Genomic DNA, 25,814 nt, shown 5'->3' with positions numbered 1-25,814 from the left:
ACAAATTAGACAAGACACCTCTCGTCGCCAGGCTTGCAGATTGGGCGAACATGGCCATGCAGGCTGGCGAAGCGTGTCATCTAACCTCAGGTGCAACCTCGATTTTTCTTCGCGTGGCGGCTCGTCGCAAAGCCTTGCGTGCCGCCCGGCGCCTCGACTGGCCCAGAATTCGCAAGGCAGCATCAGGCCTGATCCCCTGCTCTCCCGATTGGAGCAGCAAGATGCGTGTGCCGAGAGACCGGGTGAGCGGCCCAGATCGGAGAATGCCATGAACGTGCATGCCGCCGGCGATCTCAAAATCACCGGCCTCACCCGCCCGGACGGCGCCCCCCTTCGCCTCAACGACCGGGATTTCGTGGCGATCGACCGCGACCGGAATGCGAAGTTCGAGGCGACGTACCGGCCGCAAGCCCTCTACAATCGCGCCAACGAAGGCTTTCACGCCAACAACGAAACCTTCCTGCTGCACGAGGTCGCGACCAATCTGCCGATCTATCTGCCCGACACCGGTCCGACAGATTTCCATCTTCATTTGCCCCCAGGTGGCTTTCAGCTCGTGCTGGTCACCTCGGGCGCGTTCACCTTCGACTATGACGGCCGCTTCTACAATGTCGGCCCCGGCGCGGTGATGCTGCAAAGCGCGATCGTGCACCGCCAGCTATTCTACACCTGGTCGGGACTGTCGACCGAAGAGAATTTGAAGACACCACAAACGGTGGCGCCGGATCCAATTTCCATGGGCTATTCCGGCAAATTCCTCGAAGCCTTCATCACCGATCCGACGACCTTTCCAAACCCGACCATTGTCGGTCCGGACCAGATCAACGAAGACGAGACGCCACGGGTGGCATGGAGCCATTCTCTGCATGATCGACCTGCGGACGCAAGCTTTTGGCTCCAGGACCCGCTGGCGCTCGATGCGCTGTTCAAGCCGCTCACCGACAGCCCGGTCAAATCATCCATGCCGGTCTATGTGCGCGACATCGGCATCGAAGTGCCGAGCGGGCATCTCGTCGCCGGCCACATCATCGCAACCGACCCGCGCGGCCAATCGCTCCTGCCCAAGAGCACGTCGGCAGCGGCGGACACCACATGTTTCGGCAAGGGCGAGGTTGTGATCTACCGCGTCATCCGCGGCACGGCCGAATTCAGGAACAGGACTGGTGAGACCTTTGAGCTCACGGCCGGCGACGTGGTGACGGCAGGCAAGAATGCCACGACCCTCGTCGGTATCGGTGAGAACACGCAGGTCCTTCGGCTCGGCCTTCTCAAAGGCATGAACGACCTCCGCAGCTGGACGCCGACCCAACGCGACGAGATCGACGGCCTCGCCGGTCAGATCATCACACAGAAGGACATCCGTCCCCTGCGCACCGAGGGCAAGCCGGTCGGGTATCTCTACGACTGAGCGGAGTTACTCCGCCGCCTGGCGGACGTGGCGGGCGGTCGGGGTGCGCATGGTGACGAGCTCTTCGGCCGCCGTCGGATGCAGCGCAATCGTCGCATCGAAATCGGCCTTGGTCGCCTTCATCTTCACCGCAATCGCGGCCGCCTGGGTGATCTCGGCCGCGGCATCGCCGACGATGTGACAGCCGAGCACGCGGTCGGTTGAACCATCGACGACGAGCTTCATCAGCACGCGGGTATCGCGGCCCGACATCGTCGCCTTGATGGGCCGGAACGTGGTCTTGTAGATGTCGACATGGCTGAATTGCGCGCGGGCCTCGGTCTCGGTGAGGCCGACGGTGCCAACCTCCGGCTGCGAGAACACGGCGGTCGGGATGTTGGCGTGATCCACCTGAACCTCGCGCTTGCCGAACACGGTGTCGGCGAACGCATGGCCCTCGCGGATCGCGACCGGCGTCAGGTTGAAGCGATGGGTGACGTCGCCGATCGCATAGATGCTGTCGACCGAGCTCTTCGAGAAATGGTCGACGGCGATGCCGCCGTTCCTGGGGTTGATGGCGACGCCGGCCTTCTCCAGGCCGAGATTGGCCACCGCCGGATGGCGGCCGATCGCGAACATCACCTGGTCGGAGGCGAGGCTCGACCCGTTCGACAGATGCGTGGTGAATTCCTCGCCGTGCCGATCCACCTTCGCCACCGTGCAGCCGGTGAGAATGGTGATTCCCTGCTTCTCCATCTCGGCGCGGACGTGGCCGCGAACATCCTCGTCAAACCCGCGAAGAATGTTGTCGCCGCGATAGATGACGGTGACGTCGGAGCCAAAGCCGGCGAAGATGCCGGCGAACTCCAGCGCGATGTAGCCGCCGCCCTGGATCACGATCCGCTTCGGCAGCTTGGTCAGGTGAAACGCCTCGTTGGAGGAGATCACGTGCTCGATGCCGGGAATCGGAGCGCCGTGATTGGGCGCGCCGCCGGTGGCGATCAAAATGTATTTTGCGGTGATCTTCCTGTCGTTCTCGAGCAGGCGGACGGTGTGCTTGTCCTCGATCACCGCGCGGCTCTTGACGATCTGCGCGCCCGACTTCTCGACATTGGCGGTGTAAGCCGCCTCGAGACGCGCGATCTCCTTGTCCTTGTTGGCGATCAGCGTCGGCCAGTCGAAGGTCGCAGGCGGAACGGTCCAGCCAAAACCGGCGGCGTCCTCGATCTCATGGCGGAAATGCGAGCCGATGACGAACAGCTTCTTCGGCACGCAGCCGCGGATAACACAGGTCCCGCCCATGCGGTACTCTTCCGCGATCATCACGCGGGCACCGTAACCGGCCGCGATGCGGGCGGCACGCACGCCGCCCGAACCGCCACCGATGACAAAGAGGTCGACGTCGAATTCAGCCATTGTCCACTCCGACCTCTTTCACAACATGATCCGGATTCTGATCAGATAGGAACTGTCAGATCTCCTTGCCACGCTTGCGCATCTCGGCGCGGAAGTTGCCCATCACCGTCTCGGAGAAGTTCTGGGCCCAGGAGTTCATGAAGGCCATGCTCAGGCCGATCGCGCGCGGCTCGGCCTCGATCAGTTTCTTGCCCAGTGGCGACTTGTAGAAGGTGACGAGATCCTTCAGCTCCTGCTCGGTGAACTCGCTGGCATAGACCTGCGCCATGCCATCACCGATCTCGCTCTCGCGGCCCTTGAGCTGCTGGGCGACGATCTGGGCGACCTCGGTGAGATCCTTCTGATAGTTGAGGTTCTGCTGGATCAGCGCGATCTTGGTCTTATCGACCAGACCGGGCACGGCGTTGGCGTACATCGCACTGGCGTTCTTGATCGCCAGGATCTCCTTGGCCGCCGCGATGGCGGCCGGCGACGATTTCGGCGCCGCGGCCTGCTGGGCCCCGGCCGGGACGACCGAGAGGGCCAGTCCCACAGCGAGAGTCGCGACCGGCAACAATTTCAAAACGCTCTTCATTCCTAGTCTCCTTTCGGCTTTCGCCGTTCAATCACGCGAATTCCCTCGCCACCCGCCAAAACAGCCGAGCTGGCCAAGCCGATGAACAAACCATGCTCGACCACGCCGGGGATCGCGCTCAACGCCGTGGCGAGGCGAGCGGGATCCTCAATTTTTTCGAGCTGGGCATCGACGATCCAGTGGCCGCCATCGGTGACGAAAACGTGGCCGTCCTTGCCGTTGCGGACCGCCATCGGCCCGGAAACGCCGCATTCCGTGAACGCCTTCTCGATCGCGCGTCGCGTTGCGCCAAGCCCGAACGGGATGACTTCGACCGGCAGCGGAAAGCGGCCGAGTGTCGGCACCCATTTGGTGTCGTCGGCAATCACGATCATGCGATCCGAGGCAGCCGCGACGATCTTCTCGCGCAACAGCGCGCCGCCGCCGCCCTTGATCAGATTGAGTTCGGGGTCGATCTCGTCGGCGCCGTCGACGGTGATGTCGAGATGGTCGATCTCGTCCAGCGTGGTCAGCGGCACGCCGCAGCGGATTGCATCGAGGCGCGTCGCCTCGGAGGTCGGCACGCCGATCACTTTCAGCCCGGCGCGGACCCGCTCGCCGAGCAGCTCGACGAAATGTTTTGCGGTCGAGCCGGTGCCGAGCCCGAGCTGCATGCCGTCACGGACCTCCTCGAGGGCGCGCGCCGCAGCCTGCCGCTTCAACTGGTCCATGTTCACGTTTGCGCCGTCCCTGAATGACGAGTGTGCCGGTAGGCTTGCGGCGGCCTGTGTAGCCTCGTTTTCCCTCGGAGAACAGGGTCTGGGGGAACAGGCCTCCGAGCCCACCTTATAAGGTGATCTTATGGCTTCGGCCCTTGCGCGGGCGGAGCCGGGCCGGTAGCGCTGGACCATGACCCCCTCCCACACCATCGTCTTCGATCTCGACGGCACGCTTGTGGATACGGCGCCCGACCTGATCACCGCCCTCAATTACGTGCTCGACCGCGAAGGCCTGCCGCCCGTGCCGATGGCCTCGGCCCGCAACATGATCGGCGCCGGTGCCCGCAAGCTGATCGAGCGGGGGCTGGAGGCCGAGGGCCGCAGCGTCACGGTTGCCGACATGGACCGGATGACGGCCGATTTCATCGCCTATTACGCCGACAATATCGCGGTCGAATCCCGGCCCTTCGAGGGGCTGGAGGCCGCGCTCGACCATTTTGCGGCCCAGGGCCATCGCCTCGCGGTCTGCACCAACAAGCTGGAATGGTTGTCGAAGCGCCTGCTGGACCAGCTTGACCTGAGCCGGCGCTTCGCCGCGATCTGCGGCGCCGACACTTTTGGCGTCCAAAAGCCCGATCCGACCATTTTCCGCGAAACGGTGGCGCGGGCCGGCGGCGAGGTCAAAGCCAGCATCATGGTCGGCGACGCCGGACCCGATGTCGGCGTGGCCCGGCGCGCCGGAGTTCCCGTGATCGGGGTCAGCTTCGGCTATACGGACGTGCCGATCGCCGAGCTGAAGCCGGACCGGCTGATCCATCACATGCGCGACCTGCCGGCCGCCGCCAGCAGCCTGATGATTGCGCAGGAAGCTCTCAAGTAGCTGACAGAGCTTAGTTATTCCGCGGAATCCCGCGTTAACCATCTGCTAACTATGCACCGGCCGCCGATTGCTTGCTTGGAACGACGCTCCTAAGTTCGCCCGGGGATGTGGCGGTTCGTCGCACTAGGTGGATGGTCATGCGTCGTGTCATCGCGATTGCGTTAGCTGGGGTAAGCCTCCTGGGAGCAACGAGCCTTGCCGGCTGCTCCTCGATGTCTTCGGTTTCCTGGGACATGTTCAAATCGGCCCCGCCGATGGTCCAGGTCCGGCTCGAATCCAATCCTCCGGGTGCTGACGCCACGACCTCGCTCGGTGGAGGCTGCAAGACCCCCTGCTCCGTGTCGGTTCCCGCCCCCGACATCCCCTTCACGGTCGCTTTCGCGCTGCCGAAACACCAGCCTGTCAGCGTGCCGGTGAACGTCATCAGGAATCCCGGGGACTTCACCACGCCCGCCTCGATCACCACCGACCCAAACCCGGTTTTCGCGGAGCTCCAGCCGGCCGTTCCGCCAAAACCGGTCCGCAAGCCGCACCGGCCGAAGAAACCGAAACCGGCGGCGCCCGCCGCTGCCCCGGCGGCTGCTGCCGCACCGATCTCGGGCTCGCCGTTCCCCGATCCGAACACGGGCAAGCGCTGACCTCTACGAACGCCCCAATTGTCTCTGACGCTTCCGATGCTTAGATTGCGTCCAGGGCGCCGCTGAAGCAAAGCTGCTCCGGTCGCCGCAAGTGACAAGGCATTTGGTATGAACGGACTTTCCGCGAGCCCCCGCGCCGCGCTGTCGAGCGCGATGACCGATCCGTTCGGACGGACCATCTCGTATTTGCGCGTCTCCGTCACCGACCGCTGCGACCTGCGCTGCTTCTACTGCATGTCGGAAGACATGACGTTCCTGCCCAAGGCAGACCTGCTGACGCTGGAGGAACTCGACCGGCTCTGCTCGGCCTTCATCGCCAAGGGCGTGAAGAAGCTGCGGCTCACGGGCGGCGAACCGCTGGTCCGCCGCAACGTGATGACATTGGTGCGCTCGCTGTCGCGGCATCTCGAGAGCGGCGCGTTGAGCGAGCTGACGCTGACCACCAACGGCACCCAGCTTGCGAAACACGCGAGCGAACTCGCCGATTGCGGCGTCCGCCGCATCAACGTTTCGCTCGACACGCTCGATCCGCAGAAGTTTCGCGAGATCACCCGCTGGGGCGAGATCGACAAGGTGCTGGAAGGTATCGAGGCCGCGCGTACTGCGGGCCTCGCGGTCAAGATCAACGCCGTTGCGCTGAAGAACCTCAACGAGGACGAACTTCCCGACCTGATGCGCTGGGCCCACGGCAAGGGCATGGGGCTGACGCTGATCGAGGTCATGCCGATGGGCGAGATCGGGTCGGGACGAATCGACCAGTACCTGCCGCTGTCGCTGGTGCGCGCGCGCCTGGCCCAGCAGTTCACGCTGACCGATCTGGCCGAGAGCACCGGGGGGCCGGCGCGCTATGTCAGCGTCGCCGAGACCGGCGGCAAGCTCGGCTTCATCACCCCGATGACCCACAATTTCTGCGAATCCTGCAACCGCGTGCGCGTCACCTGCACGGGAACGCTGCACACCTGCCTCGGCCACGAGGATGCCTCCGATTTGCGCAAACCTTTGCGTGCATCCGATGACGATTCGCTGCTTGCGGATGCGATCGACCGCGCCATTGGGCTGAAGCCCAAGGGCCACGATTTCATCATCGACCGCCGCCACGACCGCCCCAGCGTCTCTAGGCACATGAGCGTCACCGGCGGCTAGCATCGGCTGCCCGGCCGCGGCTTATTCCCCTTAACTATCAACAAACTTCCGATTGACTGGCGGCAAACTCGCTGGTTTGGTGCGGCTGCCTCATGCCTGCGCGGCGAGACAAGCCAACGCGCCACTCGGCGCAGTCAAGACGGCCGGGGCAAATCGGGGAGGACCAATCTTGCAAGCGCTCCTGAAGCTGAGCAATGGAATTGACGCGTTCACACGTTGGACCGGCAAACGTCTGGCGTGGCTGATTCTGCTCGCCGTCGTCATCTCGGCGCTGAATGCGATCATTCGGAAGACGTTGGACACGTCCTCCAACTCCTGGCTCGAGCTGCAATGGGTGCTTTTCAGCATCGTGTTCCTGCTGTGCGCGTCCTGGACGCTGCTCGATAACGAGCACATCCGGATCGACATCTTCAACAGCATGATGCCGAAGCGGGCTCGCAACATCATCGACATCATCGGGCACATCTTCTTCCTGATCCCGCTGACCATTGTCATGATCGTGACCGGGATACCGTTCTTCCTGCGCTCGCTTCAGATCAACGAGCAATCCGGCAATGCGGGCGGCCTGCCGCAATGGCCGGCAAAAGCGCTGATCATGATCGGCTTCACCCTCCTGCTGGTTCAAGGCATCTCCGAGCTGATCAAGCGAATCGCCATCATGCGCGGAATGATCCCGGATCCTCACGAGTCGCAGGTCTCCGCACTGGAGGCCGAGGTCGAGCACCTCGTCGAAGCGATCGAAAAGAAGTAGCCGCTGGCGACGGTTTAGGGGGAAGTCATGACCGCGTTTATTATCGCCAATCTGGCGCCCATCATGTTCGCGACGCTCGTCGTCGTGCTGCTGCTCGGCTATCCGGCGGCCTTTTCGCTCGGCGCCGTCGGCCTGTTCTTCGCCATCATCGGCGTCGAGCTCGGGCAATTCCACCCGGACTTTCTGCAGGCCCTGCCCGAGCGCGTCTACGGCGTGATGAACAACGACACGCTGCTCGCCATTCCCTTCTTTACCTTCATGGGACTGGTGCTCGAGCGCTCCGGCATGGCCGAGGATCTGCTCGACACCATCGGCCAGTTGTTCGGCACCATCCGCGGCGGCCTCGCCTACGCGGTGGTGTTCGTCGGCGCCCTGCTTGCGGCGACGACCGGCGTCGTGGCGGCCTCGGTGATCTCGATGGGCCTGATCTCGCTGCCGATCATGCTGCGTTACGGCTACGACCGCCGCGTGGCGACCGGCATCATCGCGGCCTCCGGCACGCTGGCGCAGATCATTCCACCGTCGCTCGTCCTGATCGTGATGGCCGACCAGCTCGGCAAGTCGGTCGGCGACATGTACGAGGGCGCTTTCATTCCGGGCTTGGTGCTCGCCGGCCTCTATGCGACTTACGCGTTCCTCGTGACCATGATTTTCCCGAAGGCCGCCCCGGGCCTGCCGAAGGAAGCCATCGGTTTCCGCGAGGAGAGCGGCGACCGCGGCCTGAAGTCCCTCGGCGTGCTGTTCCTGGCGAGCTGCGTGTTCGGCTGGTTCATGATGCGGAATTCGGAGACACACGGCGCCGACTTCGTCGTGCTCAGCATGTTCTTCGGCATCCTCTTCGCGTTCTTCGTCGCCATCGCGAACTGGGTCCTCGACAAGCTGACGGGCTTCCGTTTCCTTTCGAAGATGGCGCAACAGACCACCTTCGTCATGGTGCCGCCGCTGTTCCTGATCTTCCTGGTGCTGGGCACGATCTTCATCGGTGTCGCGACGCCCACCGAAGGCGGTGCGATGGGCGCGGCCGGCGCCCTCATTCTCGGAGCCGCGAAGCGGCGCCTGACCTGGGACCTCGTTCGTCAAGCCACCGAATCGACGGCGAAGCTGTCCGCCTTCGTCGTCTTCATCCTGGTCGGCGCGCGCGTGTTCTCGCTCACCTTCTACGGCGTCAGCGGCCACGTCTGGGTCGAGCACCTGCTGACCTCGCTGCCCGGCGGCCAGGTCGGCTTCCTGATCTTCGTCAACGCCTTCGTGTTCGTGCTGGCGTTCTTCCTCGACTTCTTCGAACTGGCTTTCATTGTGATCCCGCTGCTCGGGCCGGCGGCCGAGCATCTCGGCATCGATCTGATCTGGTTCGGCGTCATCCTCGGCGTCAACATGCAGACGTCGTTCATGCATCCGCCGTTCGGATTTGCGCTGTTCTATTTGCGCTCGGTGGCGCCGAAGGAGCGCTATACCGATCGCGTCACGGGCAAGCGCATGGAGCCGGTCACGACGGGACAGATCTATTGGGGCGCGGTGCCGTTCGTCGTCATCCAGATGATCATGGTGCTGCTGGTGATCATGTTCCCGTCGATGGTGATGCACTACAAGGGCGTGCAATCCACCGTCGATCCCAACAGCATCAAGATCGACATTCCCCAGATCGATCTGCCGCCGCTCGACTTCGGCCAACCGAAGCAATAGCGCCCGGCCGGCCCCGCAAAAAAGAAACCCGGAGCTTTCGCTCCGGGTTTTTTCGTTTGGGCGGATCGTGCGCTCTGCGATCAGCTCTGCGAGTTGCGCGCCATGAAGTTGTCATAGCCGACTTCGGCGACCTGGAACCACTGATATCCGTTGTTCGAGAACGCGGTCAGCGATTCGTAGACCTTCTTGAAATCCGCGTTGGTGGCGGAGACTTCGGTGTGCAGCTCCTTTGCCGCCTTGAAGCAGGCCTGCATGACCTCTGGCGAGAACGGATGCAGCTTGGCTCCGGCCGCGAGCAGACGCCGCAACGCCGGTGGATTAGACTGGTCATACTTCGCCATCATCCAGTTGTTGGCGTAGTGCCCCGCCTGCTCGAGGATGCTCTGATAGTGCTTCGGCAGCGCATTCCACTTGTCCTGGTTGACGAAGGCGAGAAGCATGGGCCCGCCTTCCCACCAGCCCGGGAAGTAATAATGCGGCGCGACTTTCACGAAGCCGAGCTTCTCGTCGTCATAGGGCCCGACCCATTCCGCCGCGTCGATGGTGCCCTTCTCCAGCGCCGGATAGATGTCGCCGCCGGCGATCTGCTGCGGCACCGCGCCGAGTTTGGCCATCACTTTTCCGGCGAAGCCGCCGATGCGGAATTTCAACCCGCTGAAGTCCTGAGGCGTCTTGACCTCCTTGCGGAACCAGCCACCCATCTGACAGCCGGTGTTGCCGGCAAGCAGCGAGACGACGTTGTACTTCTTGTAGAACTCGTTGAGAATCTCCCTGCCGCCGCCCAGCATGTACCAGGCCTGGTTGATGCGCATGTTCGGTCCGAACGGTACAGCCGAGCCGAAGGTGAAGGTCGGGTCCTTGCCGAAGTAATAGTAGGACGCGGTGTGGCCGATTTCGCAGGTGCCGTTCTGCACGGCATCGAGCACCTGAAGGCCCGGCACGATCTCGCCGCCGGCAAATGTCTGAATCTGGAATTTGTTGTCGGTCGCTTCGGCGACCATCTTGGCCATCATCTCGGCGCCGCCATAGAGCGTATCGAGTGATTTCGGCCAGCTCGTCGGCATACGCCATTTGATCTCGGGCGTCGTCTGCGCGATCGCTGGAGCGGCGAGCGTGGCGACACCCGCCGCACCAAGCCCGGTGACCTTGATGAAATCTCGTCTTTTCATGATTTCCTACCCTGATGGATTGTGATGATGGGCCTTCTTGCCGAGGCTTGGAGGCCAGCATGGAACAAGTGTCATCCGATTTCCATCCCTCACGATGTGAGGGACGAAAATGCTCAGCTCCCGCGCCATCCGATCCTACGACTTTAGGCTTAGGCGGCCGGCCGCCCTGGCCCTTCCCATCACGTCCGCCTCGGCGGGGCATGACGGGTGCCCCGGACGCGTGACAAGCGCCGGAAACACGGGCATACCGCGCCATCCCCCAACCCAAGGCCGCCGCGCATGCCTCGATCGCACCCTGCTCCATCGCTCGTTGGTCCCTTGATCGCGTCGCTCTGGCTGGCCTGTGCGGCAATGACGGCGCATGCCGAGCCCAGCGCGAATGTCATGGCCGACGTCCATGCGCTGGCGCAAAAGGAGCAGCAGCCGCTGCTCGACACGCTGCGCGATCTCGTCAGCATCGAATCCGGCAGCAAGGATGTCGAAGGCCTGAACCAGATCGCCGAGCGCGTTGCCGGCCAGCTCAAGCAGCTCGGCGGCACGGTGGAGATCCTGCAACCCGCCGACGTCTATCGCCTCGACGACACGCCCGAGAAGATCGGCCCGGCCGTACACGCCGTATTCAAGGGCACAGGCACCAAGAAGATCATGCTGATCGCCCACATGGACACCGTGTACCTGAAGGGCATGCTGAAGGATCAACCGTTCCGCATCGACGGCGACAAGGCCTACGGCCTCGGCATTGCCGACGACAAGCAGGGCGTCGCGCTCATTCTCCATACCGTGGCGGTGCTGCAGAAGCTGAGCTTCCGGGATTACGGCACGCTCACGGTGCTCACCAATGGCGACGAGGAGATCTCGTCACCCGGCTGGCGCAGCACCATCACCAGGTTCGCCGCAGATCAGGACGTGGTGTTCTCGTTTGAAGGCGGCGGCACCGACGGCACGCTGCGGCTGGCCACCAGCGGCATCGGCTCGGCCTACCTCACGGTGCAGGGCAAGTCGTCGCATGCGGGCTCCCGGCCCGAGGGCGGCGTCAATGCACTGTACGAACTCTCGCATCAGGTGCTGCAGATGAAGGACCTGTCCAAACCGGAGCAAGGCCTGAAACTGAACTGGACGGTCTCCAAGGCCGGCACCAACCGCAACGTCATCCCCGCGGAGGCCACGGCCCAGGCGGACGCGCGCGCGCTCAAGGTCGCCGATTTCGACGAGCTGGAGAAAGCGCTACAGGACAAGATCAAGAACCACCTGCTGCCCGACTCCAAGGTCGCGCTCAAATTCGAGGTGCGTCGCCCGCCGCTCGAGGCCAACGACGCCTCACGGCGCGTGGCGGCCTACGGCAAGACGATCTATGGGGAGCTTGGACTGCCTCTCAAGGTCGACGAGAAGGCGACCGGCGGCGGCACCGACGCCGCGTTTGCCGCGCTGAAGACCAGCGGAGCCGTGGTCGAAGGCATGGGCCTGTCGGGCTTCGGCGCGCATTCCAACGACGCCGAATATGTGCAGCTCAACAGCATCGTGCCGCGGCTTTATCTGACCACGCGCATGATCATGGATTTGTCCACCGGCAAGCTGAAATAAGCGCTCTCTTCCTTCTCCCCTCATATCCGCCGAAGCCTTGGCGAAGGCGGATGTGGGAGAAGGTGGCGCGTCAGTGCCGCACCACGTTCAATTCAACCTCGCCCGACTTCTCCGCCAGCCTGAACCGCAGCGTGAACTGCGCGCCGCCGCCCGGAAGATTCTCCACCGCAACCGTCGCCACGTGATCATCCGCCACCGCGCGCACGATCGACAGCCCGAGGCCGGCGCCGTCGCTGCGCTGGCGGTCGGCGCGCCAGAAGCGCTGGAAGATCAATTCGCGCTGGGCTTCCGCAATTCCCGGTCCGCAATCGCGCACGCGCACCGCACCATCCTCGCTCACATCGACATCGACCGACGTGTCCTTTGCCGTGAACTTGATGGCGTTTTCGGCGAGGTTGAAGATCGCGCGCTGGAGCATCACGGAATTGCCGTGGATCAGCACCGGAGCCTCGGTGCCCTTCAGCGCGATATCCTTGTGCTGCGCGATCGCGAACGGCGCGATCGAACCGACCACCTCGGCGCAGACCGCACGCAAATCCGCGGTCTCGCCGGGATCGAGCACCAGCGTGTCGAGTTCGGCGATCTCCAGCAGCTGCGCGACGATGCGGCTCATGCCCTCGATATCGGCATGCAGCGCCTGCTTTGCAGCGCCGTCGCCGAGCGTCTCGATCCGCGTGCGCAGGATCGCGAGCGGCGTGCGCAATTGGTGCGCGGCGTCGGCGGTGAACTGCCGCTGCACCCGAAAGCCGTCCTCGAGGCGGTCGAGCGCCTGGTTGACAGCGGTAACCAGCGGCATGATCTCGCGCGGGATCTGCTCCGTCGGCAGGCGGATGTCGGTGCGCGCCGGGCCGATATTGCTCGCCTCCTCGGAGGCCTTCCACAGCGGCGCGACAGCGCGGCGAAAGATGATGATGTCGATGCCGAGCAGGACCAGCAGGATCGGGATGGTGATCCACCCGACCCGCCGGAAGAAGTTCGAGACAATGTCGTCGATGATGACGTCGCGGTGCGCGAGGTCCTCCGCGACGCGAATGCGTATCACCTTGCCGTCGATGGTGCGGGTGACGCCGGCGCCGGAAATCGTCTCGGAGAGCGGCGGAGGCGCGGCCGTGGCAGTGCCGGTCTTGCGCCGCGACGAAAACAGCAGATTCCCCTCGGCATCGCGAATGTCGTACTGGTAGCGGCCATAGGCTTCCGAATAAAGGCCCTTGAGACTGTCCGGCAGGTTGAACGTCAACAGCCCGTCGGGCTGGGCGACGATGCGCTCGGCCAACACCTCGGCCTGCGCGCGCATGGCATCGCGATGCAGCTGGTCGATCTCGGAATTGAGCAGCCAGAATAGCACCAGCGGCAGGAAGATCGCGACCACAGCGACCGCCACGATGTGCAGGAACACGATGCGCCAGATCAGCGATTTGAACGTCGGCGACCTCGCATGAATTCCGGCGCGAGATCCGATCCGGGCCACGCTATTTCTCCTCGGCCATGAGATAGCCGACGCCACGGATGGTGTGGATCACGACCTTGGCGCCGTGCTCGGCGAGCTGCTTGCGCAACCGCGAGACGTAGACCTCGACCGCGTTGGAGGCGACCTCGCCGTCGAGCCCGAAGATGTGGTCCTCGACATTCTTCTTCGGCACCACCCTGCCCTGCCGGCGCAGCAGGATCTCAAGCACCGAGGTCTCGCGCGCGGAAATGATGCGCGGCTGGTCGTCGACGAAGATCTGGCGGCTTTCGGTGTCATAGACGAGGTTGGCGAGGCGCAGCGAGCGGCCGAGCAACTGGCCCGGACGGCGCAGGATCGCCTCCAGCCGCGCCACCAGTTCCTCCATCGCGAACGGTTTGGCGAGATAGTCGTCGGCACCGCTGCGCAGGCCGCTGACGCGGTCCTGCAAGCCGCCGCGCGCGGTCAGCACCAGCACCGGCAACGGCTCCATCTGCCGGCGCAGCTCGCGCAGCACCGAGAGGCCATCGCCGTCGGGAAGTCCGAGGTCCAGGATCATCGCGGCATAGCTGACGCTGCTGACCGCCTCGCGCGCTTCGGCGGCGCTGCCGACGATGTCGCTCTCATAGCCGGCCGCCGACAGCCCGCCGGCAACGAGCCGCGACAGTTCGGCATTGTCCTCGACGATCAGAAGGCGCATCGCATTGTCCCGCGGGATGTTCCGGTGTCACCGCACGGCTCGGGCCGCATCTTCGCTGTCTTCCACCATCCGGGGCATCTCGGCCAGCGAAAAAGCATCCCCCCGCGGGCGGCCGCTCCCTTCCGTCAGGTTCCTGTAAGCCAATCAGGGCACCTGCGGATGAGGTCGCGGATGGCGCGGACGTTTGCTTCCTTGGGCCCCGCCGCCGGCGCCGCATCGATCCTGCCAAGGAACGAACACCCCGGAGAACCGTTTAACTCAGCTGCAACATTTCTCATTTGATGGGGCGTCGTGCAGACCACCTAAGGTAATGCACATGCGCCTTGCACGACGAACACGTCCCAGCTCCCTTCTATCCGATTGCTTGACCGCCATCACGCGACATCCGGGCGCCGCCGCGCTTGCTGCCGCAGGTACCCTCGTTGCGGCTACCGCAATCATAAATCGGCGGCTCGCGAACAAAGCGCAACGCGATAACCCTCCGCAGGGTCGGTTCATCGACGTCGAGGGCGTTCGCCTGCACTATTTGGAACGCGGCAAGGGCAAGCCGCTGGTTTTGTTTCACGGCAATGGCAGCATGGTCCAAGATTTCGATTCGAGTGGATTGATCGATCTCGCAGCCGGGAACTACAGGGTCATCGTGTTCGATCGCCCCGGTTTTGGGCATAGCTCGCGGCCAAGACATGTCGTCTGGACCCCGGATGCTCAAGCGGACCTGTTCAAGAAGGCGCTCGATCAGTTGGGCGTCTCTCAAGCGATTGTCCTTGGCCATTCGTGGGGAGCGTCGGTTGCGGTTGCGCTGGCGAAAAGACATCCTTCGTTCGTACAGGCTCTCGTGCTGGGCTCGGGTTATTATTTCCCGACGCCCCGCTCGGACAGCGCGACGTCGGTGCTGTCCGCCCTACCAGTGGTCGGGGACCTCATCAGCTATACGATCTCGCCGCTAGTCGGTCGGATGATGTGGCCCGCGATGTTGCGCAAGCTGTTTGGCCCCCGGCCGGTCCCTAACAAGTTCACGGGCTTTCCGAAAGGAATGGCGCTCCGCCCATCACAGATGCGAGCCGCAGCGGCCGAAGCGACGATGTTGGTCCCCGCCGCATTCTCAGGCTCGAAGACTTACGGTGAACTCAAGATGCCGACGATCATTATCGCGGGCCAGGGCGACCGTATGATCGATGTCAAGCAGTCGGCCAGGCTGCATGGCGAGATCAAGCAGAGTAAATTGCGCCGGATCGACGGAGCGGGACACATGATTCATCATTCCGCAACTGCTGAAGTCATGGCGGCCATCGACGAAGCTGCTGCCGAGGCCGTGTTGACCCATGGACGGGAAGGTCCGGGCGTACAGCAGCCCCGAGAGACTTCCGGCGCCTGAGGGCGGATTGTTGACGAGAAAGCGGCTGCACGGAATTTCCGAAGAAGAAGTCGAGAGATCCATGGGACGCGATGACCCCGCATAGCGCCATCGTCCAGTGACGATGGGCCACCAGTTCGTAGATGTGCTCAACACCGAGATCACCTGAACGATCATTCGTGAAGCAATTCGTAATCGCTGACGAACAACTCCGCTTGTGGCCGTCGGCGAACCTCACGGCTCGTTTGCCGAGGATCGCCTCTGAGCCAACTCGGTCGCGGGGTACACTTCAACCTGCCCTTTCGATCGAACCGACACCTTCCGACCGGGTATGCTATCTGTCAATCACTGCCTAGGACTGCTCGTCGGGACACCATCGTGCGATCAGGAACGAGCCGCCGGCAACGGTGGCAAGCAGCAACGCCACTGCGATGATGGCTGTGGGCAGCGCGATCAAACCCCGCGCATGGGCGGTCATCGCGGCGGAACCGAAAGTGAACGAGCACCCGCTCGCGACGAGGTTCGACATGGCTTGCACGACCGCGCAGCGCGAGACCGGCTTGTAATTCAGAAACCTCCAAAGCAGCGGCGCGCCCGTGAAGGCAAGCGTCAAGGCCCAGACGAGGATCAGGAAGGGTCCGTCGAAAAGGCTAAAGAAAATGAAAGACAAGATCATCACTCTGAAGCGTCCGGCGTTTGACGTCATAGCCCGCGATCAGGTTCAAATGCGTCAGGTCTCTGCAGCTCCATAGACAGACTGCGGCCTGTCCCGTTGACGAGCCCGCGTTCAAACAGCTAAATTGGCAATGTCGGAAAAGGCAGATTTGGTCTGGTAAGCCCAAGTCCTTTCGGTAACGAAAGCTCTGGTCTTTGGCCTCAGGCCTGAGATCCCCACGACGAACGCGATCGCTGTTCAGGCGATCACATGTTCGTCCGTGAGGTCCTCAGGTCCGGGAAACGCTCCGGTCGATCATCGACAACGGAGCATTTTATGCAGACCCCCGACACGATTTCCTATGACGTCATCATCGCAGGCGCTGGTCCCGTCGGCCTCTTTCTGGCTTGCGAGCTGCGGCTTGCCGGCTGTTCGGTGCTGGTGCTGGAGAAGGCGCGAGACCCGCACTCGCCGCTGAAGAGCCCGCCCTTCGGCTTGCGCGGCCTGTCGGTGCCGACCATCGGGAGCTTCGACCGCCGCGGCTTGCTGGAGTGCTTGAAAGCTCGCGCGACGAGCCGCGACACGCCGGCGGCTGCGCACTGGATGCAGCAGCAGCGTCGCCCCGGCGGTCATTTTGCCGGCATCCAGTTCTTCCACGACCAGATCGACGCTACGCAATGGCCATACCGCCTGCCCGGCCCGATCACCAACATGGCCGCCGACATGGCAAGCATCGAAAACGTCCTTGCGATCCGCGCCAAGGCGCTGGGCATCGAGATCCGGCGCGGCTGCGGTGTCGAGGCGTTCGTGCAATCGATCGATGGCGTTGCCGTCGAGGTGAGCGGCGAAACCGTCCACGGCCGCTGGCTTGTCGGCTGCGACGGCGGGCGCAGCAGCGTGCGAAAAGCGGCTGGTATCGGCTTCACCGGGACCGATCCGGAGTTCACCGGCTATTCTGTTCAGGTCGAGCTGGCCGATCCAATCTTGCTAAAGCCGGGTCGCCACTACACGCCTTCGGGCATGTACACCTATGTGGCGCCGGGGACGATCGCGATGGTCGATTTCGACGGCGGCGCCGCCCACCGTAGCGAGCCGGAACGCGACCATGTCGAGGCGGTGTTGCGCAGGGTCTCGGGCATCGACGTGACGGTAACTGCGCTGCTGCTGGCCACAACCTGGACCGACCGCGCTTATCAGGCAACCGACTATCGCATGGGCCGAATATTGCTGGCGGGTGACGCCGCGCATGTCCATTCGCCGCTGGGCGGCCAGGGCCTGAACCTCGGCCTCGGCGATGCCATGAACCTCGGATGCTCGCGGCGACCATTCGTGGCGATGCGCCGTCCGGCCTGCTCGACAGCTATTCGACCGAGCGACATCCGGCAGGAGCACAAATCCTGGACTGGTCGCGCGCACAAGTCGGGCTGATGCGCCCCAGCAAGAGTTCGCGCGCGCTCGAAGCCATTGTGCGTGATCTCGTCAATACGCGCGACGGCACGACCTACTTCGCCGAGCGCGTGTGGGGCGTTTCGCTCCGTTACGATCTCGGCGGTCGGCATCCTCTGGTGGGCCGAAGCGCGCCGGACTTCAAGTTCGCCGACGGGACAAGACTGAACGAGCACCTTAGAACGGGACAAGGGCTGCTGCTGGATTTTGGCGTACGGCCATCGCTTCAAGCGCTTGCGAGCCGCTGGAGCGGCCGGATCACCTATGTCGCAAACGAAGCAAAGGATCGATTGGGCTTGATCGCTTTGCTCGTGCGCCCCGACGGCGTCGTGGCCTGGGCCAGCGAACAGGCTCCTGACGAGGAGGAAACCTCGCAGGCCGCAGCGCGATGGTTCGGTGAGCCCAATGTCTGCTAGGGCCGTTTCACGTCGCCGATATCGGCCTTACCATGCGCTAGCCTGAATTCGGACGGTGCTCCTGAAAAGCGGCTCTGAGTTCGGCCAGCTCATCGCTTGTCGCTCCCAGTTCCCCATCGGTACGGCTTGCAGGTAAATCCTTGTAAGCAATCGGCTGATCGAACTGGCTCGCCGTGAAGTCATACCGCCGGCCTGTGATGCGATTGTAAAAATGGTCGCCGGCCGGCAGCGGCGTCTTCAGCAAGTCGCCGCCGAAGAGCTCGTGAATCAGCAGCGAGGTGACGTTGCATTGCCCTGCCGCCGGATTGCTCGCCGTCCATTGACTGGCCGTTGCCAACGACCAGGCCTTGCGCAGCGCGCGTTGAACCTCATCGGGATCGAAGTTCATCGTCAACCCAGGCCAGCCGCCGAGGCGCTCATTTCGGATTTTGCGATAATGCCTTTATGCCACTGTTTTGCCCGACGAGTCAAACGATCTCGCTGAAGCACGCGCTTGGTGCGCCTCCCGCTTTCGCTCCCAAAATGCGAAGTTGCCATCGACCGCGCGATGCTCGGGCCCGCCTGCCAATAAACTCCATTGCATCAAGCTGTTGGCTCCACGCGCAACGCCTTGTCCTCTCATCCCTCGTCTACTGTGCATGGGGTTGTTTTTCAGATTTTTTGTTGGAGGCCCCGCCCGTACGCGGCGACAACGCCGCTCGGCGGCTTCCGCCTCGCCTGTTCCGATCGCGTCGTCCCAAAGAAAAAGCCCGGCCTCGCGAACGAGACCGGGCGTGTCGTCTTGCGACTTGTTCGAAGATCAGCCGCGGGTGCGCGAGCGGATCATGAAGCTGTCGTAGGTGTATTCGGCGACCTGCCACCACAGATATTCGTCGGAGCGGTAGGCCTGCATGGCATCGATCGATTTCTTGAAGTCGGGATTCTTGGCCGAGATCTCGCCCCACAATTCGTTGGTCGCCTTGAGACAGGCTTCCAGAACCTCATTGGTGAACGGGCGAAGCTGCGTTCCGCCGGCGACCAGACGCTTCAGCGCGCCGGGGTTCACCATGTCGTAGCGCGCGGCCATCCAGGTGTTGGTGTTGACGGTCGCGTTGGTGAGGATCGCCTGATAGTTCTTCGGCAGCTCGTTCCACTTGTCGATGTTGGCGAAGGCGTGAACGGTGGGACCGCCTTCCCAGAAGCCCGGGTAGTAATAGTACTTGGCGACCTTGGCGAAGCCGAGCTTCTCGTCATCGTAGGGACCGACCCATTCGGCGGCGTCGATGGTGCCCTTCTCCAGCGACGGATAGATGTCGCCGCCGGCGAGCTGCTGCGGCACCACGCCGACCTTCTGGAGCACCTGGCCGGCAATGCCGCCGATGCGCATCTTGAGGCCCGAGAGGTCGGCAACGGTCTTGATCTCCTTGCGGAACCAGCCGCCCATCTGGGTGCCGGTGTTGCCGCAGGGGAAGCCGACCACGTTCGACTTCTTGAAGAACTCGTTGGCGAGCTCGTTGCCGCCGCCCTGGTACAGCCAGGAATTCTGCTGGCGTGCGTTCAGGCCGAAAGGCACCGACGCGAAGATCGCGAAGGTCGGGTCCTTGCCGACGTAATAATACGACACCGTGTGGCACATCTCGACGGTGCCCTTCTGCGTCGCGTCCAGCGCCTGCAGGCCCGGAACGATTTCACCCGCCTGGAAGACCTGGATCTGAAACTTGTTGTCGGTCATCTCGGCGACGTATTTCGCCATCTGCTCGGCACCGCCATAGATGGTGTCGAGCGACTTCGGGAAGCTCGACGTCAGGCGCCACTTGATCTCGGGCGAGGACTGCGCGATCGCCGGCGAGGCCACCGCGGCGGTCGCCGCCGCACCGGCTGCCGACACTTTCAGGAAATCACGACGCTTCATCTTCAGTCTCTCCTTGTTGGGGCGTTTCCCCTAACTTCCTCTTTGCTGCCGCTCATTCCGGCGACGCGTTCTTGGGCCGCGTCGAACCGAAGGGGCTTGACTGCCGTGGGCCTTTAACACGGAAGCCCCGCTTTCGAAACGCGACATTGGCATGACAGGGCTCTACGAAAGTCGCATGTCCCCAGAGTATTGGTTTGAAGGGGTTGGCTTGAAGGTATTGCCTTGGATCTGCTCAGGCCGCGGCGATGACGCCCTTGAGCTGGTCCCGCACCTGCCCCGCAATGGCGCGGTAGATCGCCGCATGGGGACCGTCCGGCTCGCTGTCCACAACGGGCGTGCCGGCGTCCGAGGTGGCGCGAATCGCCATGTGCAGGGGGATCTCGCCCAGGAACGGCACCCCGAGCTTCTCGGCCTCGTGGCGCGCGCCGCCATGGCCGAAAATGTCGGATTTCGTGCCGCATTGCGGACATTGGAAATAGCTCATGTTCTCGACGATGCCGAGCACGGGCACGTTGACCTTCTTGAACATCGCAAGCCCCCGCCTTGCGTCGATCAGGGACAGGTCCTGCGGGGTCGAGACGATCACGGCGCCCTTCAAGGGGACGTTCTGCGCCAGCGTGAGCTGGGCATCGCCGGTGCCTGGCGGCATGTCGACGACGAGCACATCGAGCTGGCCCCATGCGACATCGCGCAGCATCTGCGTCACCGCCGACATCACCATCGGCCCACGCCAGATCATCGCAGTCTCTTCCTCCACCAGGAAGCCGATCGACATGATGGCCAGGCCAAAGCGCCTGAGCGGAATCATCTTGCGCTCGTCGTTCAGCTCCGGCTTCTCATGCAGGCCTGTCAGCCGCGGCACCGAGGGGCCGTAGATGTCGGCATCGAGCAGCCCGACCTTGAGGCCGAGATCGCGCAGGCCCAGCGCAAGATTGAGAGCGGTGGTGGACTTGCCGACGCCGCCCTTGCCCGAGGCGACCGCGATCACGGCCGCGACGCCCGGAATCTCGGACTGCCGCGCCATCGGCGATTGGGCGCCGCCCTGCGGCGGCGGCTTGTGGGCATGGACCGGCTGCACGCCTGGCGCACCGCGGCTGGGAGTTGGCGGCGGTGGTGGCGCCGCACCGGCCTTGCGCTCGGCGGTCAGCGCCACCATCACAGTGGTGACGCCGGGAATGGCGCGGACCGCGGCCTCGGCCTCGGCCCGGACGGATTCCCAGGCTCGCGCCTCGGCGGCATCGACATTGATCGAGAAGAACACCTTGCCGTCGGCCGCGCTGATCGCGCTCAGCACACTGGCATTGGTGAGCGCGACCCCGCGGGGCGACTTGATCCTGGCGAGGCTGTCGAGAACCTGTTGCTGCGTCACGCTCAAAGCGCATCTCCTAGAATTCAAGATGCCCCATTAGAGCGGAAACGCCCAAAAGGCTACTGCCTGCCGATATCGTCAGCCATCTCGGCGGGCGACGCCCCCTGCTCCAGGGCCGCCTCGTAGTTGAGCTCGATCATGACCCCGTTGGGGTCGTGGACGAAGATCTGCCAAAGCTCGCCGCCGGGCACCTGGCGGGAGTCGAACTTCATCCCCTTTGAGGCCAGCCGCTGCTTCATGCCGTCAAACCCGCGGCTGGCGAAGGCGACGTGGTGGACAACGCCGGAATCCGGCTTTTGTGGCTCGGCAGTCGGAGAAATATCGACGAGGTGCACCACCGGCTGACCCTCGCTGTACATCCAGGCGCCGGGGAAGGCGAAATTCGGCCGGGCGCCCTTTTCCAGGCCCAGCACGTCCTCATAGAAGCGGACGGTCTCGGCCAGATTCCGGGTCCGGATATTGAAATGATCGAGCACGCCCACGCTTACGCCGCCCATGCCTTCGCTCCCTTTTTTTGAAGTCCTTAGGTCCGCCATCCTAGCACAGGCGGGGGCCAAACGAAGCCGTTGCCCTCCGGCCTCAAGGGTTTATGGTGCGCCCGATCTGCCGCAATGGCGGAACCGGGCGCCCCCCGCCCGGCAAGAACCGTAAAACCCAAACTACGGACAAGGTACCACAGATGGCTAAAGTCGCTTTCCTCGGTCTCGGCGTGATGGGCTTCCCCATGGCCGGACACCTCGTGAAAAAAGGGGGCCATGAGGTCACCGTCTACAACCGAACCGCGGCCAAGGCGAAGGAGTGGGCGGACAAGTTCGGCGGCAAGACCGCAGCGACCCCGAAGGCTGCAGCCGAGGGCCAGGATTTCGTGATGTGCTGCGTCGGCAACGACAACGATCTGCGCGCGGTCACGATCGGTGCCGACGGCGCGTTTGCCGGCATGAAGAAGGGTGCGACCTTTGTCGACCACACCACTGCTTCCGCCGAGGTCGCGCGTGAGCTCGATGCTGCCGCCACCAAGGCCGGCTTCAAGTTCATCGACGCACCCGTGTCCGGCGGCCAGGCCGGCGCCGAGAACGGCGTGCTGACGGTGATGTGCGGCGGCACGCAGGACGCCTATTCCGGCGCCGAGCCGATCATCACGGGGGCCTATGCACGGATGTGCAAATTGCTGGGGCCGGCCGGCTCCGGCCAGCTGACCAAAATGGTCAACCAGATCTGCATCGCCGGCCTCGTCCAGGGCCTCTCCGAGGGCATTCACTTCGCCAAGAAAAGTGGCCTCGACGTCGCCGCCGTGATCGAAACCATCTCAAAGGGCGCCGCGCAGTCCTGGCAGATGGAAAACCGCTACAAGACCATGAACGAGGACAAATACGATTTCGGCTTCGCGGTCGAATGGATGCGCAAGGATCTCTCGATCGCGTTGGCGGAAGCCCGGCGCAATGGCGCCAATTTGCCGGTGACCGCGCTGGTCGACCAGTTCTACGCGGAGGTCGAGAAGATGGGTGGCAAGCGCTGGGATACGTCGAGCCTGCTCGCGCGCCTCAATCGCTGACACCTGACGAAGTGATCCTGCCTTGCTGATCGCACTCGCCGCAATCTTCGTCCTCGCCTATGCGGCGATCGCGCTCGAGCATCCCATCGGGGTGAACAAGAGCGCGTCTGCGCTACTCGGCGCAGGCGTGCTCTGGACAATCTACGCGCTCGCGACCGGCGATCATACGCTGGTCGGCCGTCAGCTTGATGAGTCCGTCGCCGCCACCGCGCAGATCGTGTTCTTCCTGGTTGGCGCGATGACGATCGTCGAAGTGATCGACGCCCATGACGGATTCGAGGTCATCACGTCCCGCATCAGCACGACCAGCCAGGTCCGTCTGATATGGCTGATCGGCTTCGTGACCTTCTTCCTCAGCGCAATCCTCGACAATCTGACCACCACCATCGTCATGGTCTCGCTGATCCAGCGGTTGATCGCCAAGCGCGACGACCGCCTGCTGTTCGCCTCCCTCATCGTCATCGCCGCGAATGCCGGTGGTGCATGGACTGTGATCGGCGACGTCACCACGACCATGCTGTGGATCGGCGGACAGATTTCGCCCCTGAAAATCATGGGCGGGGTGTTCCTGCCCTCCCTGCTCAACCTGCTGGTGCCGCTCGCATTCATCAGCTTTTCGCTCAAGGGCAAGACCATCGCAACGCCGCCGAAAGAGGACGGATTGCAGGGCGTCGATCCGTTCGAGCGGAACGTGATGTTCTATCTCGGACTCGGCGTACTGATCGCGGTACCCGCCTTCAAGACGGTCACGCACCTGCCGCCCTTCATGGGCGTCCTGCTCGGGCTTGGCCTCGTGTGGCTGGTCGGCGAGATCGTTCATCGCGACAAGGATGAGCATGTCCGCGGTCCGCTCACGCTTGCGAATGCGCTGACGCGGATCGACATGGGCTCGATCGTTTTCTTCCTCGGCATCCTGCTCGCGGTCGCCTGCCTCGAACATGCCGGCCTGCTCTCCATGCTGGCCAAATCGCTGGATACCGCGATCGGCCGACAGGACATCATCGTGATCGTGCTCGGCCTGCTCAGCGCAGTCATCGACAACGTGCCGCTGGTCGCCGCGACGATGGGAATGTACGACGTGGGGCATTATCCACCCGACAGCTTCCTCTGGGAGTTCATCGCCTATTGCGCCGGCACCGGCGGTTCGATCCTGATCATCGGCTCGGCCGCGGGCGTCGCCGCCATGGGGCTCGAGCGCATCGAGTTCCTCTGGTACGCCCGTCGCATCGCCCTCCCGGCGCTCGCCGGCTATCTGGCGGGAGCCGTGGTGTACATCGCACAGCACGCGGCGCTGCATTGAGCGGCTCACGCCGGATCCAAAATTAACGCCGGGTTAACGTAATTCTTTAGCTCCTTAAGTCACCTCTTAAGGATTTCTTGCCAGAGATAGACAATGCAGAAGGCCCGCCCCGCGCGGGCAGGAATTGTTGTTGTGCGATGAGTAAACCCGCTGAAAAGCCCGAGGTTGTGCAGCTTCCGGCCGAGCCGGTGAGCGTGCCGTCGGCGAGCCATCGCCGGGCTGCGGCACAACGGGTGCGCGAGGCGCGCGATAAGTTAACGTCGACCAGTGGAACCCGGCCGGCTTTCGACGCCGAAATGCTGCGCCATTACGCCCAGACGCGGCTGTCGGCCTCCTATGTCGTGATGCTGCTTGTGGTCGCGACAGGCGTGCTGTTTGGGCTGTGGATGCAGCCGATCCCGGCCGCGGCCTGGACCGCCGGCATGCTCTGCATCCATGCCGCGATGATCCGCAGCTGCCACCGCTTCCTGGCCGAGCCCGCCTCGCCCGCGGCAACGCGCGCATGGCAGACACGCTTCGTCGTGCTCGACCTGCTCTATGGCCTTTGCTGGATGGCGATCCTGATCCATCCCGTGCTCGACATGATCACGGAATCGCTGATGATGTTCCTGATGCTGCTGGTGATCGCAGTATCGAGCATGCTGGCCGCCAATCTGCCGATCGCCGCCCTCGCCGCCACTGCACCGGTCGCCGTCGCGATGGCGCTGAGCTTCGTGATGACCGGCTCGTTGGATAATTACATCCTGGCCGCGCTCGCCGTCGCCGCCGAAGGCTATTTCGTGCTGCTGGCACATCGCCTGCACTCTTCGACCTTCGCCACGCTGGAGGCGCGCGCCGAGAAGGACGCGCTGATCGGCGAGCTCGAACAAGCCAAGGCGATCTCGGACGAAGCGCGCCACCGCGCTGAATCCGCCAATGTGGCCAAGTCGCGCTTTCTGGCGCAGATGAGCCACGAACTGCGGACGCCGCTCAATGCGATCCTCGGCTTCTCCGAGGTGATGAAGAGCGAGATTTTCGGCGCGCATGCCGTGCCGGTCTACAAGGAGTACTCGGCCGATATCCACAATTCCGGCGTTCACCTGCTCAACCTCATCAACGAGATTCTCGATCTGTCGCGGATCGAGGCCGGCCGCTACGAGCTCAATGAGGAAGCGGTCTCGCTGGTCGGCATTGTCGCCGACTGCCATCATCTGATGAAGCTGCGCGCCTCGAGCCGCGGTATCACCATCCACGAGGTGTTCGAGCAGGCGATGCCGCGGCTGTGGGCCGACGAGCGCGCGATCCGCCAGGTCGTGCTCAATCTGCTCTCCAACTCGATCAAGTTCACTCCGCAGGGCGGCGAGATCTGGCTCAAGGCCGGCTGGACGGCCTCAGGCGGACAATATCTCTCGGTGAAGGATACCGGCTCCGGAATCCCCGAGGACGAGATTCCGGTCGTGCTGGCCTCGTTCGGCCAAGGCTCCAACTCGATCAAGTCGGCCGAACAGGGCGCTGGTCTCGGCCTGCCCATCGCCAAGAATCTGATCGACCTGCATGGCGGTACGTTCACGCTGAAATCGAAGCTGCGCATCGGCACCGAAGTGATCGTCACCTTCCCGCCCGAGCGCGTGATGAGCGCGCTGGCGCCGATGTCGGATGATTCTCCGCCGCTCCAGCCCGAGAGTTCCGCGGTAGCGGACGAGAAGCGCCGGCCCCGTCGCAAGCCGATCATGAGCGCAGGTACGGGCTCGTAACGAGATGCTTGCAGACATGCCCGACCATCCGCCA

At 63.5% G+C, this 25,814-nt stretch carries 22 protein-coding genes and 1 pseudogene; 12 read left to right on the top strand and 11 right to left on the bottom strand.

Annotation, left to right across the window (positions count from 1 at the left end; all coding sequences use genetic code 11):
• Window positions 1-268 precede the first annotated feature (268 nt).
• Window positions 269-1,408: a hypothetical protein gene (locus tag AC0L3C_RS10145; RefSeq protein WP_473278274.1), complete on the top strand. Its 1,140-nt coding sequence runs from the start codon at window positions 269-271 to the stop codon at window positions 1,406-1,408.
• A 6-nt stretch (window positions 1,409-1,414) separates the two neighbouring features.
• Here the strand turns inward: AC0L3C_RS10145 and gor are convergent, their stop codons facing one another.
• From gor to rpiA, 3 genes are read right to left on the bottom strand one after another with little or no spacing between them, the layout of a single operon-like run.
• Window positions 1,415-2,803 carry a glutathione-disulfide reductase gene (gor, locus tag AC0L3C_RS10140; protein WP_473407843.1) on the bottom strand — a complete coding sequence of 463 codons (1,389 nt, stop codon included), beginning with the start codon at window positions 2,801-2,803 and terminating at the stop codon, window positions 1,415-1,417.
• Window positions 2,804-2,858: 55 nt separating this feature from the next.
• On the bottom strand, window positions 2,859-3,377 hold the full coding sequence (locus AC0L3C_RS10135) for a DUF2059 domain-containing protein (protein WP_473257789.1): 519 nt from the start codon (window positions 3,375-3,377) through the stop codon (window positions 2,859-2,861).
• A gap of 2 nt (window positions 3,378-3,379) precedes the next feature.
• A complete protein-coding gene (rpiA, locus tag AC0L3C_RS10130) occupies window positions 3,380-4,093 on the bottom strand; it encodes a ribose-5-phosphate isomerase RpiA (protein WP_473257792.1) in 714 nt (237 codons plus the stop codon).
• Between the two features lie 172 nt (window positions 4,094-4,265).
• On the opposite strand from rpiA, the gene AC0L3C_RS10125 reads away from it, so the two are divergent.
• The 5 genes from AC0L3C_RS10125 to AC0L3C_RS10105 all read left to right on the top strand — a co-directional run bounded on the left by AC0L3C_RS10125 (window position 4,266) and on the right by AC0L3C_RS10105 (window position 9,170).
• Window positions 4,266-4,955 carry an HAD-IA family hydrolase gene (locus AC0L3C_RS10125; RefSeq protein ID WP_473407842.1) on the top strand — a complete coding sequence of 230 codons (690 nt, stop codon included), beginning with the start codon at window positions 4,266-4,268 and terminating at the stop codon, window positions 4,953-4,955.
• Between the two features lie 137 nt (window positions 4,956-5,092).
• Entirely contained in the window at window positions 5,093-5,593 is a 501-nt protein-coding gene (locus AC0L3C_RS10120; protein ID WP_473407841.1) for a hypothetical protein, read from the top strand.
• A 108-nt stretch (window positions 5,594-5,701) separates the two neighbouring features.
• Window positions 5,702-6,736 (top strand): GTP 3',8-cyclase MoaA, encoded by a 1,035-nt coding sequence (gene moaA / locus AC0L3C_RS10115; protein WP_473257800.1) that lies wholly within the window; start codon window positions 5,702-5,704, stop codon window positions 6,734-6,736.
• A 169-nt stretch (window positions 6,737-6,905) separates the two neighbouring features.
• Window positions 6,906-7,487: a TRAP transporter small permease subunit gene (locus tag AC0L3C_RS10110; protein WP_473257803.1), complete on the top strand. Its 582-nt coding sequence runs from the start codon at window positions 6,906-6,908 to the stop codon at window positions 7,485-7,487.
• 27 nt (window positions 7,488-7,514) lie between these two features.
• Window positions 7,515-9,170, top strand: coding sequence for a TRAP transporter large permease (locus AC0L3C_RS10105; protein WP_473257806.1), 1,656 nt, complete (start codon window positions 7,515-7,517; stop codon window positions 9,168-9,170).
• Between the two features lie 80 nt (window positions 9,171-9,250).
• Here the strand turns inward: AC0L3C_RS10105 and AC0L3C_RS10100 are convergent, their stop codons facing one another.
• Entirely contained in the window at window positions 9,251-10,339 is a 1,089-nt protein-coding gene (locus AC0L3C_RS10100; protein WP_085352726.1) for a TRAP transporter substrate-binding protein, read from the bottom strand.
• A 279-nt stretch (window positions 10,340-10,618) separates the two neighbouring features.
• Between AC0L3C_RS10100 and AC0L3C_RS10095 the strand changes: the two genes are divergently transcribed.
• Complete coding sequence (locus AC0L3C_RS10095; protein ID WP_473407839.1) at window positions 10,619-11,920, top strand: M20/M25/M40 family metallo-hydrolase; 1,302 nt, start codon at window positions 10,619-10,621, stop codon at window positions 11,918-11,920.
• 70 nt (window positions 11,921-11,990) lie between these two features.
• On the opposite strand, the gene AC0L3C_RS10090 is transcribed toward AC0L3C_RS10095, so the two are convergent.
• Together AC0L3C_RS10090 and AC0L3C_RS10085 are read right to left on the bottom strand one after the other, a co-directional pair.
• Window positions 11,991-13,388, bottom strand: coding sequence for a sensor histidine kinase (locus AC0L3C_RS10090; RefSeq protein ID WP_473257814.1), 1,398 nt, complete (start codon window positions 13,386-13,388; stop codon window positions 11,991-11,993).
• 1 nt (window position 13,389) lies between these two features.
• A complete protein-coding gene (locus AC0L3C_RS10085) occupies window positions 13,390-14,064 on the bottom strand; it encodes a response regulator transcription factor (protein WP_007592584.1) in 675 nt (224 codons plus the stop codon).
• A gap of 316 nt (window positions 14,065-14,380) precedes the next feature.
• On the opposite strand from AC0L3C_RS10085, the gene AC0L3C_RS10080 reads away from it, so the two are divergent.
• Window positions 14,381-15,439 carry an alpha/beta fold hydrolase gene (locus AC0L3C_RS10080; RefSeq protein WP_473407838.1) on the top strand — a complete coding sequence of 353 codons (1,059 nt, stop codon included), beginning with the start codon at window positions 14,381-14,383 and terminating at the stop codon, window positions 15,437-15,439.
• 331 nt (window positions 15,440-15,770) lie between these two features.
• On the opposite strand, the gene AC0L3C_RS10075 is transcribed toward AC0L3C_RS10080, so the two are convergent.
• Entirely contained in the window at window positions 15,771-16,094 is a 324-nt protein-coding gene (locus AC0L3C_RS10075) for a hypothetical protein (RefSeq protein ID WP_473278266.1), read from the bottom strand.
• Between the two features lie 315 nt (window positions 16,095-16,409).
• Between AC0L3C_RS10075 and AC0L3C_RS10070 the strand changes: the two are divergent.
• A pseudogene (locus tag AC0L3C_RS10070) lies at window positions 16,410-17,935 on the top strand (FAD-dependent monooxygenase).
• Between the two features lie 37 nt (window positions 17,936-17,972).
• Here the strand turns inward: AC0L3C_RS10070 and AC0L3C_RS10065 are convergent.
• From AC0L3C_RS10065 to AC0L3C_RS10050, 4 genes are all read right to left on the bottom strand, one after another.
• Window positions 17,973-18,323, bottom strand: coding sequence for a YunG family protein (locus AC0L3C_RS10065; RefSeq protein ID WP_473407837.1), 351 nt, complete (start codon window positions 18,321-18,323; stop codon window positions 17,973-17,975).
• Between the two features lie 411 nt (window positions 18,324-18,734).
• Window positions 18,735-19,826, bottom strand: a complete 1,092-nt coding sequence (locus AC0L3C_RS10060) for a TRAP transporter substrate-binding protein (protein ID WP_027517246.1) — start codon at window positions 19,824-19,826, stop codon at window positions 18,735-18,737.
• Window positions 19,827-20,058: 232 nt separating this feature from the next.
• Window positions 20,059-21,201: an Mrp/NBP35 family ATP-binding protein gene (locus tag AC0L3C_RS10055; RefSeq protein ID WP_473407836.1), complete on the bottom strand. Its 1,143-nt coding sequence runs from the start codon at window positions 21,199-21,201 to the stop codon at window positions 20,059-20,061.
• A gap of 53 nt (window positions 21,202-21,254) precedes the next feature.
• Window positions 21,255-21,692, bottom strand: a complete 438-nt coding sequence (locus AC0L3C_RS10050; RefSeq protein ID WP_473257829.1) for a VOC family protein — start codon at window positions 21,690-21,692, stop codon at window positions 21,255-21,257.
• 182 nt (window positions 21,693-21,874) lie between these two features.
• On the opposite strand from AC0L3C_RS10050, the gene AC0L3C_RS10045 reads away from it, so the two are divergent.
• From AC0L3C_RS10045 to AC0L3C_RS10035, 3 genes are all read left to right on the top strand, one after another.
• Window positions 21,875-22,747 (top strand): NAD(P)-dependent oxidoreductase, encoded by an 873-nt coding sequence (locus AC0L3C_RS10045; protein WP_473407835.1) that lies wholly within the window; start codon window positions 21,875-21,877, stop codon window positions 22,745-22,747.
• Between the two features lie 22 nt (window positions 22,748-22,769).
• On the top strand, window positions 22,770-24,047 hold the full coding sequence (gene nhaD / locus AC0L3C_RS10040; protein WP_473278263.1) for a sodium:proton antiporter NhaD: 1,278 nt from the start codon (window positions 22,770-22,772) through the stop codon (window positions 24,045-24,047).
• 137 nt (window positions 24,048-24,184) lie between these two features.
• Window positions 24,185-25,780: a sensor histidine kinase gene (locus tag AC0L3C_RS10035; protein WP_473257835.1), complete on the top strand. Its 1,596-nt coding sequence runs from the start codon at window positions 24,185-24,187 to the stop codon at window positions 25,778-25,780.
• Window positions 25,781-25,814: the final 34 nt, after the last annotated feature.

The sequence above is a fragment of the Bradyrhizobium sp. WSM4872 genome, from assembly GCF_055811715.1.
The sequence above is the reverse complement of the archived record's forward strand: the minus strand, read 5'-3'. Positions and strand labels throughout refer to the sequence as shown.